Raw genomic sequence first — 18,929 nt, forward strand, 5'->3', positions numbered from 1 at the left:
GGGTTGAAAGTCAGCCGCACTCTACCCGCATCCGCGTGTCGATAAAGAGGCAATTCGGCATCCGGCGGCCGCCAACCTCTCCAGTTGCGCGACGGCTCGCGGTCGGGATATCTCTTTTGCCGATCCCTGCCCTTCCGGTCACGTCCCTGGCCGCCCACAGATCTGAACCCAACACGGAGCATTCCCGATGTCAGGCAAGAACTGGGACAGAGTGCCGATCGACGCGCAAAGCGTCGACGCTCCGCTCTCGACAGCCGCGATTTTCCTCGTCGTCACGGTCGGCAGCGACAAGGCCGCGCTTTCGACCGCCGCCTCGGTGCTGGGCGAACTGGACGATCTCGTCAAGAATGTCGGCTTCCGCGACCTGTCGGGCCGGCTGTCCTGCATCGCCGGCATCGGCGCCGAACTCTGGAACCGTCTGTCGCCCAACCGGCGGCCGCGCGAATTGAAACCCTTCGCGCCGATCGAGGGGGCGGCGCATTCGGCACCCTCGACGCCGGGCGATCTGCTTTTCCACATCCGCGCCGAGCGCCCCGACATGTGCTTCGAGCTCGAGCGCATCCTGCTCGATAGCTTGGGCGGCAGCGTGTCCGTCGTCGACGAGGTGTCCGGCTTTCGCTATTTCGACGCGCGCGATCTCCTGGGCTTCGTCGACGGCACCGCCAATCCGACCGGCCTCGACCTACCCGCCTCCGCCCTGGTCGGCGACGAGGACGGCGACTTTGCCGGCGGCAGCTACGTCGTCGTGCAGAAGTACCTGCACGACATGGCGGGATGGAAAGAGACGCCGACGCATGTCCAGGAAGAGATCATCGGCCGCACCAAGATCGACAACATCGAGATCGATGACGACGACAAGCCGCGCAAGTCGCACAAGTCGCTGGCCACGATCGAAGACGATGCCGGCAACGAATACGACATCCTGCGCGACAACATGCCGTTCGGCCGCCCCGGGCAGAACGAGTTCGGCACCTATTTCATCGGCTACTCGCGCTATCTGTGGGTGATCGAAAAGATGCTGCAGCGCATGTATGTCGGCGAGCCGCCCGGCGCCTATGACCGGCTGCTCGACTTCTCCACCCCGCATACCGGCACGACCTTCTTCGCGCCGACGCGGCCAATGCTGCAGAAGCTGGTCGAGGGGGTGCAGCAATAGTGCGCACCCATCCGTCGGGGAATTCTTACCGTGCGTCGCGCTTGGCCTGAGCCACCGCCGCCGCCTTTCGCTGACGGCCGCGCTCCATCGGCCGGATGAGGTTCTGTGCCTTCAGGTTTGCCACCGCCCGCATGCCCTCATGCGCCGTGCGCGCGTTGAAATCCGGCCCATTGGTGGCGGCCTGTTTGCTGGCCAGTGCCTTGCGGGCGTTCTCGGCCAATGAAAGGCGGGCGGCGAGCTGACGGCGCCGTTCGGCCTCGCCGTTCAGCCGCCGCATGGCCATTGCGAGGACTTCCAGCTTCAGCCGAGAGCCGCCGTCGGCTTTCGACGCCACGGCGCCCTTTGGCGCGCCCTTGCCGCGCATTTCGCGGCGCCGCCGATGCGCTTCGGTCTGCGCCCTGTCGCGCCGCTCCCGCAACAGCTTGACCAGATTGGCGAGTTCGGCATCCGCAAGTTCCTGAACCGCGGGATGATGCGACTTCGCGACCAGATCCTGTTCGTCCGCGCTCAGCGCGCGAGCTTCTTCCCTGCGTGAAATCGCCATGGCTTTGCTCCTCCGTTGTGAAGCCTGCGTCTCGTCCGATCTCTGACCGGAGTCTGCGACCAAACGGCGATGCGATCAAGCACGACGAATATCACGCCGCCGGCAGGATCTTGCCCGGGTTCATGATGTTGAGCGGATCGAGCGCCTGCTTGATCGTGCGCATGACCTCGACGCCGTGGCCGAGCTCGTGCCGCAGGAAGCCGACCTTGCCCTGGCCGATGCCGTGCTCGCCGGTGCAGGTTCCCTCCATGGCGATGGCACGCATGTTGAGCCTGGCGACGAATTTCTCGGCGAGCGCGATCTCGGCCGGATTGTCGACGTCCATCAGCACCAGCACATGGAAATTACCGTCCCCGGCATGGCCGACGATGGGTGCCACCAGCCCCATCTCGGCGATGTCAGCCTCGGTCTCGGTGACGCATTCGGCAAGCCGCGAGATCGGCACGCAGACGTCGGTCGAAAGTCCCTTGGCGCCGGGACGCAGCGTCAGCGACGACCAATAGGCATCGTGCCGCGCCTTCCAGAGCTTCGTCCGCTCCTCCGCGACGCTGGTCCACAGGAACGGTCCACCGCCATTCTCCTCGGCGATCATGCCGAACGTCTCGGCCTGTTCGGCCACGCCGGCGTCGCTGCCGTGGAATTCGACGAACAGGCACGGACTTTCCGGATAGTCGAGCTTGGAATAATTCTTCATCGCCCGCATCTGCAGCGCGTTGACCAGCTCGATGCGCGCCACCGGTATGCCCATCTGGATGGTTGCTATCACCGTGTTGCAGGCCGCCTCCAGGCTCGGAAACGGACAAACGCCGCCCGAGATCGCCTGCGGAATGCCCTGCAGCCTCAGCGTCAGCGAGGTGATGACGCCGAGCGTGCCTTCCGAACCGACCAGAAGCCGCGTCAGGTCGTAGCCGGCCGAGCTTTTCTTCGCCCGCTTGCCGGTCGTCACCGTCTCGCCGTCGGCCATGACGGCGGTCAGCGACAGCACGTTCTCGCGCATCGTGCCGTAGCGCACCGCGTTGGTGCCGGAAGCCCGGGTCGCCGCCATGCCGCCGAGCGACGCGTTGGCGCCCGGATCGATCGGAAAGAACAGGCCGGTGTCGCGCAGGTGCCGGTTGAGATCCTCGCGCGTCACACCGGGCTCGACGGTGCAGTCGAGGTCCTGCGGATTGACCGAAAGGATCCGGTTCATGCGCGACGTATCGATGGAAATGCCGCCGCCCGGCGCGTTGGTGTGGCCCTCTAGCGAGGAGCCGACACCGAAGGCGATGACCGGCACGCGGTGGGTGGCGCAGGCACGCACGATCTCCTGCACGTCCGCTGCCGTCTCGACGAAAGCGACGCCATCCGGCGCCTGGGTCGGGATATAGGTGGTGGTGTGCGCATGCTGGCCGCGTATCGCCGCGCCAGTCTGGAAGCGCTCGCCGAAGCGCTGCTTGAGGATGCCGAGCACCGCGGCGATGCCTTCCTCATTGCGTTCGACGGGGTTGAGGTCGCTCAAAGCCATGAATTCCTCCGCGAATGGACCAGCGTCCACTCTTGTTAAGCAGCTATGGATGATGCCTAAAGCAATTCGAGGAAAAGTGTGAAGCGGTTTTCCGTCCGGAATTGCGCCAGCACGAACAGAACTCACCAACCACGCCTGTCCAGCGACGATCAAGGAAACCATATGACGATCCCCGCGCCCATCATTTCCCGCCCCTTGGCGATCGAGAAGGACTGGATCGACTATAACGGCCATCTCAACATGGCCTACTACAACGTGCTGTTCGACCGCGGCACAGACGAAGCGTTCGCAATGATGGGAGTGGACGCAAACTATACCAAGGAGCGCCACCTCAGCGTCTACACCGCGGAAGTCCATGTCTGCTACGTGCGCGAGCTGCATCTTCACGACACGGTCAAGGTCTCGTTCCAGCTCATCGATCATGACGACAAGCGGTTGAGGACCTATCAGGAAATCCGCCATGTCGACGGCTGGCTCGCCGCCACGTCCGAAACGCTGTCGCTGCATGTCGACATGGAAGGACCTAAGGTAGCGCCCTTCCCCGCGGACGTGATGGCCAAGTTGGAGGCCGTGCGTGCCGCCCATGCTGCGCTGCCGATGCCGGAGCGCGCCGGCCGCTCGATCGGCATCAAGCGCAAGGGCGCTTGAAAACCCGCGCGCCCGCGTTAACCTTACCAAGGTTTTAACGTGAACAAACCACTTGAGTCCGTTGAACGACTCAGTGGCGCGTTCGAAAACCGCCGTACCGGGTTTGCGCGCGGGCGGCTGGCGGAATGCGGTGCGAGGACAGTGCATGAAAACCGACATCAAGGTCGAGGTGGAGCGCTTGGCGGCCGATCCACGCATCACCGACTATGATTTCTGGCGATCGCTGAAGAACGTCAACAACGAGATCTTCCACATCGCCAACAACAACGAACCCATCCCGTTCGACATGATCCGCTGGCGCGCGATTCTGAAGCAGGCGCGCATGAAGCGCGGCCACGCCTGATCTTTCTGTTCCTACGCAATCGCGGACCGCGCGGCGCTTTCCTGGAATTGCTCTATCGCCCGCCCATCACTTCTGCTTGAACCCGCCCAGCGGCGAGCGCGGCTCGACCGGTGACGACTGGATGATGGCGGTGTTGGTCATCGCATGGGGAATGATCCGGTCGATCACGCGCTCGAGCTCGCTCACCGAGCCGACATGGGCGAGCGCGATGAAGCAATCCTCGCCGGTCACCCGGTCGCATTGTGCGATTTCCGGCAATTCACGAATGATGTCCGCCACCACGGAAAGCTGCCCCGGCACCGGCCTGATTCTGAGCCATGCCGACAGTTTCATGCCGAGAGCGGCCGGATTGATCCTGACCGTATACGCCTCGATCACGCCGTTCTCCTGCAGCTTGCGGATGCGCTCCGCCACGCTCGGCGCCGACAGCCCGACCGCGCGCGCCAGTTCCGCCGTGCTGATGCGCGCGTCCTTTTCCAGGAGCCGCAACAGCTTCAGATCGATCGCGTCCAGATCGACATTTTCACTTCGAAGGTTTTTCAAACCGAACCTCTTCCATCAGAAAGCAAAACGACCGCCAAGCCGTTCATTGCACATATAATGAGCGAGTTTCGCCTGCGATAATGCGCGCATGAAAGCTCAAACGCAAATTCCGGCCACAAACCGGGCCACCGGTGACACTGATGCGGGCCCTGCCCTCGGCGGCCGCGCCGCACTTACCGGAATGGCCGACGCGTTGCCGCCGCATGTCTGGTTCTGCGTCAGCGCCGTGTTCCATTATCTCGGGCCGGCCTTCGCCGTGCTGCTTTTCGCCCAGGTCGGCGTGCTGGGCATGGCTTGGCTGCGCATCGCCACCGCTGCTGTCATCTTCGCCTCCCTGACCAGGCCCTGGCGCGTTTTTGCCCAAGCGGACCGCGCTCAGCGGCTCCTGCTGCTGGCCTTCGGCGCCTGCCTGGCGGTGATGAACTGCTCGTTCTATCTGGCGCTCGACCGGTTGCCGATCTCGCTGGTGGCGGCGATCGAATTCGTCGGCACGATCGCAGTGGCGCTGGTCGGCCTGCGCAGCCGGCGCAACTTTGCCGCGCTCGCCGTTGCCGTCGCCGGCACCTTGCTTCTCATCGACGTGAAATGGTCGAGCGATCCGATCGGCCTGTTCTGGGCCTTTTTGAACGGCGCCCTGTTCGTTGGCTACATCGTGATCGGTCACCGCGTCGCCCAGGCCGGTATCGGTATCGCCGGCCTCGGCGCCGCCATGGCGGTCGCGCTCCTCATCGTATTGCCCATCGGCTTTCGCGAGGCGTTGCCCGCCTTCTGGTCGCCGCAACTGCTCGTCGCCGCGATCGGCGTCGGCGTCTGCTCCTCGGTCATCCCCTACATCTGCGACCAGCTCGCCATGGCGAGATTGCCGCGCGCGAGCTTCGCGCTAATGCTCTCGCTCCTGCCGCTCACGGCAACGCTGATCGGCGTCATCGTGCTGCGCCAGGTGCCCAGCGTCACCGACTGCATCGGCATTGCCCTGGTCATCGCCGGCGTCGCTTTCCACAAGCCGGCGGCGAACACCTAACCCGCTCGACTACGCTAGCTTCTCTTTAAGGAAAGCCACCGTCCGGCCCCAGGCGAGATCCGCGGCTTTCTTGTCATAGCGAGCGGCCGAAGTGTCGTTGTTGAAGGCATGGTTGGCGCCCTCATAGACATAGACCTTGTATTCGACATGCGCGGCGTCGAGTTCTTTCTTGTAGGCGTCGATGCCGGCATTGGTCCTGCTGTCGAGGCCGGCATAATGAAGAAGCAGCGGCGCCTTGATCTTCGCGGCGTCCTCGGCCTTGGGCTGCATGCCGTAATAGGCGACGCCGGCGCTGAGGTCGGGCGCGTGGACGGCAAGCTGGTTCACTGCCCCGCCGCCCCAGCAGAAGCCGACCGCCCCGACCTTGCCGTTGCCGTCCTTGAGGCTCTTGAGATAGGCGATCGTCGCCACGCCGTCGGCCGCAACCTGGGCGGCGTCGAGCTTGGCGAACATGTCGCGCGCCTTGTCCTCGTCGGAAGGCGTGCCGCCGAGCGGCGACAGGAAGTCCGGCGCCAACGCGACTAACCCCTCCAGCGCCACGCGCCGGGCGACATCGCGGATATGCGCGTTGAGCCCCCTGTTCTCGTGCACGACGATGACGGCGCCGAGCTTACCCCGCTGATCGGCGGGCTTGACCAGGTAGCCCTTCATCTCGCCGCTCGAGCCGGGATAGCTGATGTCCTCGCCCTTAACACGGCTGTCGTCCTCACCGACGATCGCCGCCTGGGCAGAGTTGGCCGCCAGCATCGGCGCGATCGCGGCCGCCGCGGCACCCGAGCCCGCCAGCCTCGTCAATTGCTCCATGAAGCGACGGCGGTCGAGCGTCAGATGCGTGTACTCGTCATAGGCATCGATCATCGCCTGAGTGATGACAGGCTGCGTGATGACGGGCTTGGCAACGGATTCGGTCATGGGCTTTCCTCGACGGTTGGCAGGTGATCCGCAAGATAGGGTCGAGAATTGCACGGTCCAGTCACGCCCGGGTGACGATCTCCGCAGGGGCTTGAGAGGAGAGCTGCCGCGCCGACAGGCCAACTGATTCATCACATTTTGGTCATTTCCGAAAGTCTTGATGGTGCTGTCACATTAGGACGGGAAGTTGCGAGCAGCCGATACGAATGACGAAAGGGGAATGCCATGAACGTCCAGGACATCATCAACACCGTTTCCTCCAAGGCCGGCCTCGACGAGCCGACCGCCGAAAAGGTTGTCGGCACCATCTTCTCCGTGCTTGAGCACGAAGCGGAAGGCAGCAGCGTTTCGTCCTTCTTCGCCCAGATCCCCGGCGCCGATGCGCTGGCGCAGAAATATGACGTGATGGCCGCCGGCGGGACGGCCAATTCGGGCGGCGGCCTTCTGTCGTCGCTGCAGGGCGCGCTTGGCGGCGTGCTCGGCGAGAAGGCCGGTGCTTTGATCAACGGCGTCGCCGCGCTCAAGGCATCCGGCCTCGACATGGCGCAGATCCAGAAGGCCGGCACGACGCTGATCCAACAGGCGGAAGCCGCCGCCGGCCCTGACCTGACCAACCAGGTGCTGGACCAGGTACCGAGCCTCAGGAGCCATCTCGGGCTTTGAAGCCTGACGCTGCCTCTTCTTATTTGGGCAGCGTATAGGCCATCACATAATCGCCCGGCTTGGTGCCGACCGAGCCGTGGCCGCCGGCGACAATGACGACGAACTGGCGACCGTCGGCCACCGTATAGGTCATCGGCGTCGACTGCCCGCCCGCCGGCAGCCTCGCCTGCCAGAGCTGCCTGCCGGTGGCTAGGTCATAGGCGCGCAGATAATTGTCGACCGCGGCCCCCAGGAAAGCGACGCCGCCCGCCGTGATCATCGGCCCGCCGATGCCAGGCACCCCGACCTTGAGCGGCAGGGGCAGCGGCGTCATGTCATAGACGGTGCCGTTGCGGTGCTTGTAGGCGATGTTTCCCGTCTTGAGGTCGACCCCGGCGACATAGCCCCAGGGCGGCGCCTGGCAGGGAATGCCGAGCGGCGACAGGAACGGCCCCATCACCACTGCGTAAGGCGCGCCTTCGTTGCGGTTCAGCCCCTGCTCGCTGCCCTTGGTGTTGCTCGGCGGCGGCACGTCCGCGCGCGGGATGAGCTTGGAGGTGAAGGCGAGATAGGTCGGCATGCCGAACATTACCTGCCGCACCGGATCGACCGCGACGCCGCCCCAGTTGAAGACGCCGAAATTGCCGGGATAGATCAGCGAGCCCTGCAGCGAGGGCGGCGTGTAGCGGCCCTCATAGCGCAATCGCTTCAGTTCGATCCGGCACGCCAGCTGGTCGAACATGGTGATGCCCCACATGTCGGCGCCGGTCAGCGGCTTCGGATTGAAGGACAGGTCCGAGGCCGGCTGCGTCGGCGAGGCCTGATCGCCCTCGATCGCGCCGCCAGGTGCCGGCACTTCCTTCACCGGAATGATCGGCTCCCCCGTGCGCCGGTCGAGCACGTAGAGATCGCCTTGCTTGGTCGGCCCGACCAGCGCCGGCACGACGCCGTTCGCCGTGGTGATGTCGACCAGCGACGGCTGCGCCGGCACGTCCATGTCCCATAGATCGTGATGCACGGTCTGCCGCACCCAGCGCAATTGCCCCGTGTTGAGGTCGAGTGCGGTGATCGAGGAGGAAAACTTCTCGACATTGGCGCTGCGGCCCATGCCGAGCTGGTCCGGCGTCTGGTTGCCGAGCGGCAGATAAAGGAGACCGAGCTTCTCGTCGGCGCTTGCCGTCGACCACATGTTGGGCGAGTTATGGGTGTAGGTTTGCCCGGCCGGCAGCGGCGTCGTCACATCCGGATTTCCGGAATCCCAGTTCCACAGCAGGGCGCCGGTGCCGGCGTCGAAGGCGCGGATGACGCCGGACGGCTCCTCGGTCGAGTAATTGTCGTTGACCGCGCCGCCGACGATGATCTTACCGGCGACGATCAGCGGCGCCGAGGTCGAATAGTAATAGCCCGATTTCGGATAGGGCATGTTGACCATCAGGTTCAGCGTGCCGCCTTCGGCGAAGGACGGACACACCTGCCCGTTCGCCGCGTCGAGCGCGATCAGCCGGGCGTCCGACGTCGGCAGGTAAACGCGCTGCGCGCAGGGCTGGCCGGTGGCGATCTTGGCGTCGGCGTAATAGGACACGCCGCGGCAGGTCTGGTGCTGGCGGTTGGGGTCGAGCTTGATCTTCGGGTCATAGCGCCACTTTTCCTTGCCGCTCGCGGCATCGATGGCGATGGCGAAATCATGCGGCGTGCAGATGAAGAGCGTGTCGCCCACTTTGAGCGGCGTCACCTGATAGGTCGTCTCGCCAATATCGTCGGGGCCTTTGATATCGCCGGTGCGGTAGGTCCAGGCCGGCTGCAGCTTGGCGACGTTGTCAGGCGTGATCTGGTCGAGCGGCGAATAGCGCTGGCCGAAAGGCGTGCGGCCGTAGAAGTGCCACTCGCCGGCCGGCATGTCGCCGCCGAGATTGGCCGCCGCCGTCGCCTTCTCGGTGCCGAGCGTGCCGCCGACGTCGTGGGGGTCGGCGGTCATCGAATAGAAGGCGACCGCAAGCGAGGCGAGCACGGCCAGGATCAGCGGCGCGCGTCCATCCGGTCCCTGCAATCCTCGCCTCGCCCATGGCGTCAAAAGCCACAAGGCGATGAGCACGATGACGCCGCCGCGCGGGCCGAGTTGCCACCAGTCGAAGCCGATTTCCCAGACCGCCCAGCATAAAGTGGCGAGCACGAACAGCGCGTAGAGCCACAGCGAGGTCGACCTGCGCCTGAAAAGCAGCCAGGCGGTGATCAGGAAGACCAGACCGGCGATCAGGTAGTACCAACTCCCGCCCAGCGCGATGAGCCAGATGCCGCCGCCGCCGAGAATGAGACCGATGAGGAAAAGGACGAGGGAAGTGATGGTGACAGCCAAGACGGTGCTCCTTCGACTGTTGCGCGCATCAGGCAATTCCAGGAAAAGTGTGAAGCGGTTGAGTTCGGCGCCGTCGCCGTAACGTTCCGCCCGGAATTGCGTCAAACAAAGATAGAGCGGCTTCCAGGTAACGGCGAGCCGTCCCTGCCCTGCCGGCAGCTTTCCCTCACCCGCTCCGGCTGTCAAGTTGGTCCGGAACACGCGAAACTAGAACAAAACGTAGACAGTTCTGGTCTTTCGCTCCCGAATCACTACATTCGGGAGCGATGTCGGGCTTTTCCGAAGACATGCCTTTTTTCGATGAACCGAATGCGCGGCCCGCTGCGGCCCCATCCGGCATAGCCGCGCGCGCCATGGCGGCGCGCAGCGGCCAGAACAGCGCGCACGATTACCTGAAGGGCCTGAACCCGGAGCAGCGGCTCGCCGTCGAGACGACCGAAGGCCCGGTTCTGGTGCTGGCCGGCGCAGGCACCGGCAAGACGCGGGTGCTCACCACGCGCATCGCCCACATCCTCGCCACCGGCAGGGCCTTCCCTTCGCAGATTCTCGCCGTCACCTTCACCAACAAGGCCGCGCGCGAGATGAAGCAGCGCATCGGCCACCTGATCGGCGAAGGCAATGTCGAGGGCATGCCCTGGCTCGGCACCTTCCACTCGATCGGCGTGAAGCTGCTGCGCCGACACGCCGAGCTTGCCGGGCTGAAATCGGATTTCACCATCCTCGACACCGACGACGTGGTGCGGCTGATCAAGCAGCTGATCCAGGCCGAAGGGCTGGACGACAAGCGCTGGCCGGCCAAGACCTTCGCCCAGATGCTCGACAACTGGAAGAACAAGGGCCTCGGCCCCGACGAAATTCCGGAAGGCGATGCCCGCAGCTTCGGCAACGGCAAGGGACGCCAGCTTTACAAAGCCTATCAGGAACGGCTGCAGACGCTGAATTCCTGCGACTTCGGCGACCTGCTCTATCACCCGATCCGCATCTTCCGCGCCTATCCGGACGTGCTGAAGGAATATCACCGCAAGTTCAAATACATACTGGTCGACGAGTACCAGGATACCAACACCGCGCAGTACATGTGGCTCCGGCTCCTGGCACAGCGGCCTAACGTGCGCGCTGCATCGGCCGAAGGCCGCAAGCCCGACCGGGCGTCGGCCGGTCAGGCCGCCCCCGCGGAGGCCAGCGAGCGGAGCGAGCGCGCGGCCGTGAGCGAGAACAAAGTCAACATTTGCTGCGTCGGCGACGACGACCAGTCGATCTACGGCTGGCGCGGCGCCGAAGTCGACAACATCCTGCGCTTCGACAAGGATTTCCCGGGCGCCACCATCATCCGCCTGGAGCGCAACTACCGCTCCACCGCGCATATTTTGGGCGCCGCCTCCCATCTCATCGCCCACAATGAAGGCCGCTTCGGCAAGACGCTGTTCACCGACCGCGACGACCCCGAGGACGACAAGGTCCATGTCCATGCCTCCTGGGACTCCGAGGAAGAGGCCAGGGCCATCGGCGATGCCATCGAGGCCTATCAGCGGCAGAAGCACAACCTCAACGACATGGCGATCCTGGTGCGCGCCTCCTTCCAGATGCGCGCCTTCGAAGACCGGTTCATCACGCTCGGCTTGAGCTACCGCGTCATCGGCGGCCCGCGTTTCTACGAGCGCCTGGAAATCCGCGACGCGCTGGCCTTCTTCCGCGTCGTCGCCAACGGCGGCGACGACCTCGCCTTCGAGCGCATCGTCAACGTGCCGAAGCGCGGCCTTGGCGAAGCAACCATCCGTCAGATCCACGACACCGCGCGCGCCATGCGCGTCCCGATGCTGGAAGCGGCAGCCACACTCGCCGAAAGCGACGAGCTGAAGCCGAAGCCGCGCGCCGCATTGCGCGAGGTCGCGGCCAATTTCGAGCGCTGGCAGAAGGCGCTGGAAACCACGCCGCATACCGAGCTCGCCGAAACCATCCTGGAGGAGAGCGGCTACACCGACATGTGGAAGAACGACCGCTCGGCGGATTCGCCCGGGCGGTTGGAAAACCTCAAGGAGCTGATCCGCTCCATGGAGGAGTATGAATCGCTGCGCTCCTTCCTCGAGCACGTCGCGCTGGTCATGGAAGCCGAGCAGGGCGAGTCGCTCGATGCCGTCTCGATCATGACGCTGCATTCGGCCAAGGGCCTCGAATTCGAGACCGTCTTCCTGCCCGGCTGGGAGGAAGGCCTATTCCCGCACCAGCGCGCGCTGGACGAAGGCGGCCGCTCCGGCCTGGAGGAAGAGCGCCGGCTCGCCTATGTCGGCCTGACGCGGGCGAAAAAGAACCTGCATATCTGGTTCGTCTCCAACCGCCTGATCCACGGCCTGTGGCAATCGACGATCCCGTCTCGCTTCCTCGACGAATTGCCGGAAACCCATGTCGACGTCGCCGACGGCGGCAATTCCTATGGCGGCTACGGCAATCCCTATGGCGGCGGCGCCTTCGCTTCCGGGCGCGGTGGCGGCCGGCAGAATCCCTATGGCGCCTCGCGCTTCGACAATATCGGCGCCAAGGACCAGGGCAGTTTTTCCAACACCTATGCGACGCCCGGCTGGCAGCGCGCTCAGGCCAACCGCACCGAGGCGACCGACCGCAACTGGGGCACCCGCTCCGGCCATCAGGTCGAGCGCATCGGCTATGGCGAGACCGACAGCGGCTACGGCGCCGGCCGCACCTCGGTGAAAGGCCGCACCATCGAGGGCGAGCTGGTCGCCAAATCCGTCGCCGACACGCCGTCCGCCTTCAATGTCGGCGACCGCGTGTTCCATCAGAAATTCGGCAACGGCAACATCGCGGCCATCGACGGCAACAAGCTCACCATCGACTTCGACAAGGCCGGGCAGAAGCGCGTGCTGGATGGGTTCGTCGCGCCGGTGTGAGCAGCCCCTCACCTGTATCTTGCCTGGTTCCATTTGTGGCCGAGCAGCGACAGGATGATGATCAGCCCGTTGAAGAACTGCACGTAGAAGCCGCTCAGGCCAGCCGCCACCACGCCGGTCTGGATGAACGACACCGTGACCGCGCCGATCGCGCCGCCGACGACCGTGCCGATGCCGCCCCAGGTCGGCGTGCCGCCGACGAACACCGAAGCCAGTACCGGCAAGAGATAGCCGTCGCCCGCCGTCGGCCACCAGGTGAAGTTGATCATCACCGAGAAGCAGCCGGCGATCGCGGCGCCTATGCCGACGAAGACGAACACCTTCACCCGCACCCATTTGACGTCGATGCCCATCTGCCTGGCGCTGTCGGGATTGTCGCCGACCACCTTCACCTGCGCGCCGAAGCGGTGGCGGTTGTAGAGCAGCGCGCAGAACACGACGAAGGCGATCGCCCAGAAGATCTGCACCGGGATACCGAAGAGCTGGCTGGAGAAGATCTTGTAGGCCGGGCTGTCGGCAAGGCCGGTCAGCGCCATCGACTTGCCTTCGTTGATGATCTGGATCAGGCCGCGCAGCAGGAAGTTCATGCCGAGCGTGGCGATCAGCGACGAGAGCCCGCCGTAGACGACCAGCGAGCCTACCAGGAAACCGAGCAGCGTGCCGGTGACGAGAGCGGCGGCGATGCCGAGGAACGGATCGTAGCCGGCCTGCACGACCAGCGCGAAAACCCAGGAGGCGAAGCCCATCGTCGCCGGGAACGACAGGTCGATCTCGCCGCATGTGACGACGAAGACCAGCGGCACCACCACGAACAGCGCCACGGGAAGCGTCGTCAGCACGGAGCTGTAGAGATACCATGTGGTGAAGACGGTCGGGTTGGCGATCATGAACACCGCCATCATGACGATGAACACCGCGAGCGTGCCCAGCGAGGCGCGGTTGTCGAGGACGAAGCCGCGCAGCCAGTTGTCGGAGGGGTGGCTCCACTCCTTGGCCGCCTTGCCGCTTGCCCTTCCGAGAGGCGTTTGCAGATCGGGTTCCATGGCCTTGCTCATCACGCTCTCTGCTCCGCTTCGCCTGCCTCGTGCAGCCCCGGCAAGCCGTCGGGATGCGCGATGTCTTCCATGAAGTCGATGAGGTCGTCGGCCGACTTGATCTCGCTGCGACCGGCGGTGAGCGCCACCTTGCCGCGGTCGAGCACGACGAAGCGGTCGGCGATGTCGAAGACATGGTGGATGTTGTGGCCGATGAACAGGATCGAGCGGCCGCTTGCCCGCACCTGGCGCACGAAATGGAAGACCTTGGCGGTCTCGGTCAGCGACAGCGCCGTCGTCGGTTCGTCGAGGATGATCAGCTCCGCCTGCTTGTAGATGGCGCGCGCGATCGCCACGCCCTGGCGCTCGCCGCCCGAGAGCTGGCCGACGATCGAATGCGGCGTGAACACTTTCGAGGTGAAGCCGATCTCGCGCATCAGCCGGCTCGCCTCCTCGATCTCCTTGTTGACCTTGAGCCAGCCGAGAAAGCTGGTGAGCTCGCGGCCCATGAAGATGTTGCGCACGATCGTCTGCTGCACGGCCAGCGCCCGATCCTGGAACACCGTCTCGATGCCGGCGTCGCGCGAGCGCGCCGCGCTCCATCCGCTGACCGGCTTGCCGCGCACGAGGATCTCGCCGCTGGTCGGCTTGACCACGCCGGACAGGATCTTGATCAGCGTCGACTTGCCGGCGCCATTGTCGCCGATGAGCCCGACGACCTCGCCGCGATCGACGCTGAGATTGACACCGCCCAGCGCATAGACCTGGCCGTAGGATTTCGTGATGTCGCGCAGTTCGATGATGCGTTCGCCCATGCGATCCTCGCTTGAATTGTCTGTCTGCCGGCCGTGCGCCGGCGATCCGGCCGGCCGGGCGCAACCCCGGCCGGCTGCTTGGGAGATCAGCGCAGCGCCTGCTTGGCGAGCTCCGAGACGACCTGATAATTTTCAGGCGTGACGAAACCGGCGCCGGTGTCGACATTCATGGGCGCGAGGCCGAGCACCACCTGCTGGCAGAGGCTCAAGATCGGCAGATAGCCCTGCAGGAACGGCTGCTGGTCGGCCGTCAGCTGCACCCAGCCGCCCTTGAAGCCCTCGACGATCTGCGGGCTGGTGTCGAAGCCGAAGTTGAAGATGTCGCCCGGCTTCCTGCCAGCCGCCTGCATGTAGGTCGCGACATTGCCGAGCATCTGGCCGCCCGGATAGCCGACCGCCTTGACGTCGGGGTGGTTGAGCAGCGCCGCCGTGATCACCGGAATGGCGAGGTTCGGATCGGACGCCCATTCGCCGCTCGGCGGCGAGGAGAGCTGGATCACCTCGACACCGGCCTCCTTCAGGGCCGCCACCGTGCCGCGCTCGCGCGCGCCGCGGTTCTCGTTCTCGAACGGGCCGATCATGATCGCCTTGTCGCCGGCCTTGAGCTTGCCGAGCTTGAACGCCTCGGCGCCGAGCGCGCGGCCCTGCTGCTCCTGCTGCGCGCCGACATAGCCGCCGCCGAACGCTTCCACCACCTTCGGCACCGGCACGTTCTGGTACATCATCTTGATGCCGTCCTTGTGCGCCTGCCCGGCCAACGGCATGATCGCGGCGTCGCCCGGATGGCCCATCATGGCGATGCCCTGGGGCTTGACCGCGACCGCCTCGCGCAATTGCTGCACCATCTTCTCGACGTCCCATTGCGAGAAGATGTAATCGACCTTCGGCCCGAGATCGGCGGCCGCCTGCTTGGCGCCATTGTAGACGATCGTGCCAAAGGCGTCGCCCTCGGCGCCACCGACGAAGAAGCGGATATGCACGTCCTTGCACCATTGCGCATCCAGCGCCCGTGCCGGTAAGGTGGAGATCGAGGCGCAGAGCGCCGTGGCGGCAGCCACGACGGTCGAGCGCAGAACAGTCCTTCTGGTCGTCATGCTCATACACGTTCCTCCCTTTTGGCCCCTCGCGATCAAGGGTTTTCGACAATGATTTGGATCGGCCGGCTTCTCCCGCCGGCCAGTACTCAAGTCGGCCAGTATTCAAGTTGGCCAGTATTCAAGTTGGATTGGGCAGGTAGCTGTTCCCTCCCCGGCATTGCTTGAGATAATCCAGCGCCCGCGCCTGTCCGGTGATCTCGAGGTCACCGCGATAGACCGGGTCGTGCCAGCCCTCGATGTCGATGGCGCCCTTGTAACCCGCCAGCCGCAACTCGCTGATCACCCTTGCCCAGTCGCTGTCGCCGAAACCCGGCGTGCGCATCTGCACGAAAGGCAGGCGCCCGAACACGCCATGCTCGCGGATCACGTCCCAGCGCACGGTCGCGTCCTTGCCGTGGACGTGGAAGATGCGCGGCGCCCATTTGCGGATCTGCGGGATCGGGTCGATGAGATAGACGAGCTGGTGGCAGGGCTCCCATTCCAGCCCGAGATTGTCGTTGGGCAACTCGTTGAACATCAGCTCCCAGGCGTCGGGATTGTGGGCGATGTTCCAGTCGCCGCTCGCCCAGTTGCCGTCCATCGCGCAGTTCTCGAAGGCGATGCGCACGCCCTTGTCGGCGGCACGTTTGGCCAACGGCCCCCAGACCTCGCGGAAGCGCGGCAGGCTGTCGGTCAGCTTCTTGCCGCGGATGCGGCCGGTGAAGCCGCTGACCATGGATGTCCCGAACAGATGCGCGTTGTCGATGACGGTCTCCCAGGCCGCGAGCACGCCGCGATCGACCTCGCCGCCTTCCAGCGGATTGCCGAACACGCCGATCGACGACACAGTGACGTCGGCATCGCCGATCACTTCGCGGATTTCGCCCGCCAGGCGCCTTAGGTCCTTGCCGCCCAGCGTCTGCCAGAAGAAAGGCTGGATGCTCTCGAAGCCGAGCGGCAGGATCTGCCTGACATAGGCGGCCGGGTCGTCGAGATTGGCCCGCACCATGGTGCCGATCCTGATGTCGAGCAGCGGATTTGCCATCACATCGCTTCCTTGGCGATTGCCACGCGCCGCCCGCTCTCCGCGCTCTCGATGGCGGCGAAGACCATGGCCAGGCTTTTGATGTTGTCGGCGCCGCGCGTCTCCGGCTCGGCGCCGGTCTCGATCGCGTGCATGAAATCCTGGATGATGCCGAGATGGCCGTCGACGCGGTCGGTCGGATCGAGCGGCGGCACTTCAATCGGCGTGGTCTTGTCGAACAGCCCTTCGCGGCCTGGCGCGACCACCTCCGCCTTGAGGCCGTCGTGACCGTCCCACATCACGCTGCCGCGCTCGGCGACGATGCGCCAGCTTCCCTCCCAGCTCGTGCGGAACCCGTCGGCGCACCAGGAGCCGGCATAGGTAAAAACCTTGCTGCCGCCGAGATCGAAGACCGCGCTTGCCGACGATCCTTGTCGGTACCAGGAACTGGCCGGCTCCCACTCCTGGCAATAGACGCTCACCGGCTCGCCGGCGACCATGTAGCGCGCGGCGTCGAAGGTGTGGATCGCCATGTCGAGCAACAGCACGTGGCGCATCTCCTCGCGAAAGCCGCCGAAATGCGGCGCGACGAAGAAGTCGGCATGGATGCTGGTCGGAGCGCCGATGGCGCCGGAATCGAGGAACCGCCTGATGCGCCTGACATTGGCCACATAGCGGCGGTTCTGGACGACTGCATGGACCCGGTCGGCGCGACGCGCTGCCTCGATAATGGCGTGCGCGTTTTCGGGAGTGTCGGCCAGCGGCTTCTCTGTAAGCAGATGACAATGATGGGCGAAGGTAGAAAGCGCGACCTCGCGGCGCGCTGCCGGAACCACGACGTCGAAGACGGCATCGGGCTTGGTCTGATCGAGGACGGCATCGAGGCTGGTGCCAATGACCACGCCGGAAAGCTCATATTCGCGCGCCCTCGCCTGTGCCCGGTCGGCATCGAGATCGACAAGGCCGGCAATGGCAAGCCCGTCGATCCGCCTTGCGGCATCGAGCCAGTGCTTGCTCATGGCTCCGCACCCGACCAGGACGACGTTCATCATCCAGCGCTCCTCCTCGGCTCGGCCCCTCCAGGTCGAGTGTCACGGCACCCACGGTATCACCGTAAACGTTTTCCGTAAACGTTTACGAGAACACACCCGATGGCGTAGAATGTCAATCGGCTGCTTGTCGAAAATTGTCCCGAAGCCTTGGCCTGAGCGGCAGCCGGTGCTAGCCAAGGCAGGGGGAGAACCGTCATTGGCGTCCAGCATCCACGACCTTGCGCGTCACCTGAACATCTCGATCGGCACCGTATCGCGGGCGCTGAACGGCCGGGCCGACGTCAATGCCGACACGCGCCAGCGCGTGCTGGAAGCGGCAAGGGAGCTGAACTATTCGCCAAACCAGTCCGGCCGGAGTCTCCGGCAAGGCGCCACCCGTTCGATCGCCTTCATGCTGCAGCCGCATCCGGGCGACCAGCAGTATGGCGAACCCTTCTTCATCCCGTTCCTGACCGGACTGCAGGCGCGGCTGGCCGAAAGCGGGCTCGACCTGATCGTGGTCATGGGCGCGCCGGGCGACTATCAACAGGAACGCCTGCGCCGCGTCGTCGAGACCCGCCGCGCCGACGCGGTGGTGCTGGCCTGGACGCGCCGCGAGGACGAGCGCATCGACTACCTGACCGAGAGGGGCTTTCCCTTTGCCACGCTCGGCCGCAGCCGCTCGGGCGGCAAGTCCTACCCATCGCTGGATCTCGATTTCGAGAAAGCGGGCAGCGACGCGGTCGACCGGCTGGTCGCGCGCGGCCATCGCCGCATCGCCGCCATCCGCCCGGCGCTCAACCTCAACTTCGGCTACCTCTTCCTCGACGGCTACCGCGAGGCGCTGAAGCGGCACGGCATCGAGGTCGATCCCGGCCTGATCGCCGACGGCTTCATCAACGAGGCCGGCGGCTACCAAGTGACGCCGCGCGTCATGCTCTCCAGAGACAGGCCGACAGCCATCATCTTCAACAATGACGCGATGGCGCTCGGCGGCTGCAAGGCGCTGGCCGAGATGGGCATCCGGCCTGGCCACGACATCGCGGTGACCGTCATCGTCGACACCCCGCTCTGCCGCTATTTCTCGCCGGCGCTGACGGCCTTCCGTCCGTCGTTGGAACCGATGGGCCGGCGGCTGGCCGAGATGCTGCTCGCCTCCCTTCCCGCCTTCGCCGGCCCCGAAGGCACACGCATCATCCGCGAAGTCTGGCCGCTGGAACTGGTCGTTCGGGAGAGCGATTGAGCACACCCTTTCCCTTCTCCCCTTGTGGGCTAGCGTGCGCACACATTTGCTTCGGGTTGATTTTGTGAGGCTAGAAGGAAGCCGTCTGTGATGGCATTGAAGCGTCTGAGGCCGTGGGTAAAGGTGATGGGCCCTGG

17 protein-coding genes are annotated in these 18,929 nt (G+C 65.0%); 7 read left to right on the plus strand and 10 right to left on the minus strand.

Features of this window, described 5'->3' with window-relative positions:
* Positions 1-187 precede the first annotated feature (187 nt).
* Entirely contained in the window at positions 188-1,156 is a 969-nt protein-coding gene (locus tag RFM41_RS17565) for a Dyp-type peroxidase (RefSeq protein WP_320248104.1), read from the plus strand.
* 25 nt (positions 1,157-1,181) lie between these two features.
* Here RFM41_RS17565 and RFM41_RS17570 read toward each other — a convergent pair whose 3' ends face one another.
* Both RFM41_RS17570 and RFM41_RS17575 read right to left on the minus strand, forming a co-directional pair.
* Positions 1,182-1,700 carry a hypothetical protein gene (locus RFM41_RS17570; RefSeq protein WP_320248103.1) on the minus strand — a complete coding sequence of 173 codons (519 nt, stop codon included), beginning with the start codon at positions 1,698-1,700 and terminating at the stop codon, positions 1,182-1,184.
* A 91-nt stretch (positions 1,701-1,791) separates the two neighbouring features.
* Positions 1,792-3,204 carry an FAD-binding oxidoreductase gene (locus RFM41_RS17575; protein WP_320248102.1) on the minus strand — a complete coding sequence of 471 codons (1,413 nt, stop codon included), beginning with the start codon at positions 3,202-3,204 and terminating at the stop codon, positions 1,792-1,794.
* 162 nt (positions 3,205-3,366) lie between these two features.
* Here RFM41_RS17575 and RFM41_RS17580 point away from each other — a divergent pair, with 162 nt between their 5' ends.
* Together RFM41_RS17580 and RFM41_RS17585 are read left to right on the plus strand one after the other, a co-directional pair.
* Positions 3,367-3,852, plus strand: a complete 486-nt coding sequence (locus RFM41_RS17580) for a thioesterase family protein (RefSeq protein ID WP_320248101.1) — start codon at positions 3,367-3,369, stop codon at positions 3,850-3,852.
* Positions 3,853-3,997: 145 nt separating this feature from the next.
* Positions 3,998-4,195 carry a hypothetical protein gene (locus RFM41_RS17585; RefSeq protein WP_027168755.1) on the plus strand — a complete coding sequence of 66 codons (198 nt, stop codon included), beginning with the start codon at positions 3,998-4,000 and terminating at the stop codon, positions 4,193-4,195.
* A gap of 66 nt (positions 4,196-4,261) precedes the next feature.
* On the opposite strand, the gene RFM41_RS17590 is transcribed toward RFM41_RS17585, so the two are convergent.
* Positions 4,262-4,738, minus strand: coding sequence for an Lrp/AsnC family transcriptional regulator (locus RFM41_RS17590; RefSeq protein WP_320248100.1), 477 nt, complete (start codon positions 4,736-4,738; stop codon positions 4,262-4,264).
* A gap of 88 nt (positions 4,739-4,826) precedes the next feature.
* Here RFM41_RS17590 and RFM41_RS17595 point away from each other — a divergent pair, with 88 nt between their 5' ends.
* Complete coding sequence (locus RFM41_RS17595; RefSeq protein WP_430691522.1) at positions 4,827-5,759, plus strand: EamA family transporter; 933 nt, start codon at positions 4,827-4,829, stop codon at positions 5,757-5,759.
* A 9-nt stretch (positions 5,760-5,768) separates the two neighbouring features.
* On the opposite strand, the gene RFM41_RS17600 is transcribed toward RFM41_RS17595, so the two are convergent.
* A complete protein-coding gene (locus RFM41_RS17600; protein ID WP_320248098.1) occupies positions 5,769-6,671 on the minus strand; it encodes a dienelactone hydrolase family protein in 903 nt (300 codons plus the stop codon).
* A 225-nt stretch (positions 6,672-6,896) separates the two neighbouring features.
* Between RFM41_RS17600 and RFM41_RS17605 the strand changes: the two genes are divergently transcribed.
* Entirely contained in the window at positions 6,897-7,334 is a 438-nt protein-coding gene (locus RFM41_RS17605) for a hypothetical protein (RefSeq protein WP_320248097.1), read from the plus strand.
* A gap of 19 nt (positions 7,335-7,353) precedes the next feature.
* Here the strand turns inward: RFM41_RS17605 and RFM41_RS17610 are convergent, their stop codons facing one another.
* Positions 7,354-9,666 (minus strand): glucose/quinate/shikimate family membrane-bound PQQ-dependent dehydrogenase, encoded by a 2,313-nt coding sequence (locus tag RFM41_RS17610; RefSeq protein WP_320248096.1) that lies wholly within the window; start codon positions 9,664-9,666, stop codon positions 7,354-7,356.
* Between the two features lie 266 nt (positions 9,667-9,932).
* On the opposite strand from RFM41_RS17610, the gene RFM41_RS17615 reads away from it, so the two are divergent.
* On the plus strand, positions 9,933-12,569 hold the full coding sequence (locus RFM41_RS17615; RefSeq protein WP_320248095.1) for an ATP-dependent helicase: 2,637 nt from the start codon (positions 9,933-9,935) through the stop codon (positions 12,567-12,569).
* An 8-nt stretch (positions 12,570-12,577) separates the two neighbouring features.
* On the opposite strand, the gene RFM41_RS17620 is transcribed toward RFM41_RS17615, so the two are convergent.
* The 5 genes from RFM41_RS17620 to RFM41_RS17640 all read right to left on the minus strand — a co-directional run bounded on the left by RFM41_RS17620 (position 12,578) and on the right by RFM41_RS17640 (position 17,570).
* Positions 12,578-13,624, minus strand: a complete 1,047-nt coding sequence (locus tag RFM41_RS17620) for an ABC transporter permease (protein ID WP_320248094.1) — start codon at positions 13,622-13,624, stop codon at positions 12,578-12,580.
* Positions 13,624-14,418, minus strand: a complete 795-nt coding sequence (locus RFM41_RS17625) for an ATP-binding cassette domain-containing protein (RefSeq protein ID WP_320248093.1) — start codon at positions 14,416-14,418, stop codon at positions 13,624-13,626. The genes RFM41_RS17620 and RFM41_RS17625 overlap by 1 nt, the downstream gene beginning before the upstream one ends.
* An 86-nt stretch (positions 14,419-14,504) precedes the next feature.
* Positions 14,505-15,518 carry a substrate-binding domain-containing protein gene (locus RFM41_RS17630; RefSeq protein WP_320248092.1) on the minus strand — a complete coding sequence of 338 codons (1,014 nt, stop codon included), beginning with the start codon at positions 15,516-15,518 and terminating at the stop codon, positions 14,505-14,507.
* A gap of 115 nt (positions 15,519-15,633) precedes the next feature.
* Complete coding sequence (locus RFM41_RS17635; RefSeq protein WP_320248091.1) at positions 15,634-16,539, minus strand: sugar phosphate isomerase/epimerase family protein; 906 nt, start codon at positions 16,537-16,539, stop codon at positions 15,634-15,636.
* Complete coding sequence (locus RFM41_RS17640) at positions 16,539-17,570, minus strand: Gfo/Idh/MocA family protein (protein WP_320248090.1); 1,032 nt, start codon at positions 17,568-17,570, stop codon at positions 16,539-16,541. Before RFM41_RS17640 ends, RFM41_RS17635 begins: the two co-directional genes overlap by 1 nt.
* Before the next feature lie 196 nt (positions 17,571-17,766).
* On the opposite strand from RFM41_RS17640, the gene RFM41_RS17645 reads away from it, so the two are divergent.
* The gene (locus RFM41_RS17645; protein ID WP_320248089.1) at positions 17,767-18,792 is read left to right on the plus strand and encodes a LacI family DNA-binding transcriptional regulator; all 1,026 of its coding nucleotides are present in this window, start codon (positions 17,767-17,769) and stop codon (positions 18,790-18,792) included.
* Positions 18,793-18,929 lie beyond the last annotated feature (137 nt).

The organism is Mesorhizobium vachelliae (assembly GCF_033977325.1).
Classification (GTDB): domain Bacteria; phylum Pseudomonadota; class Alphaproteobacteria; order Rhizobiales; family Rhizobiaceae; genus Mesorhizobium; species Mesorhizobium vachelliae.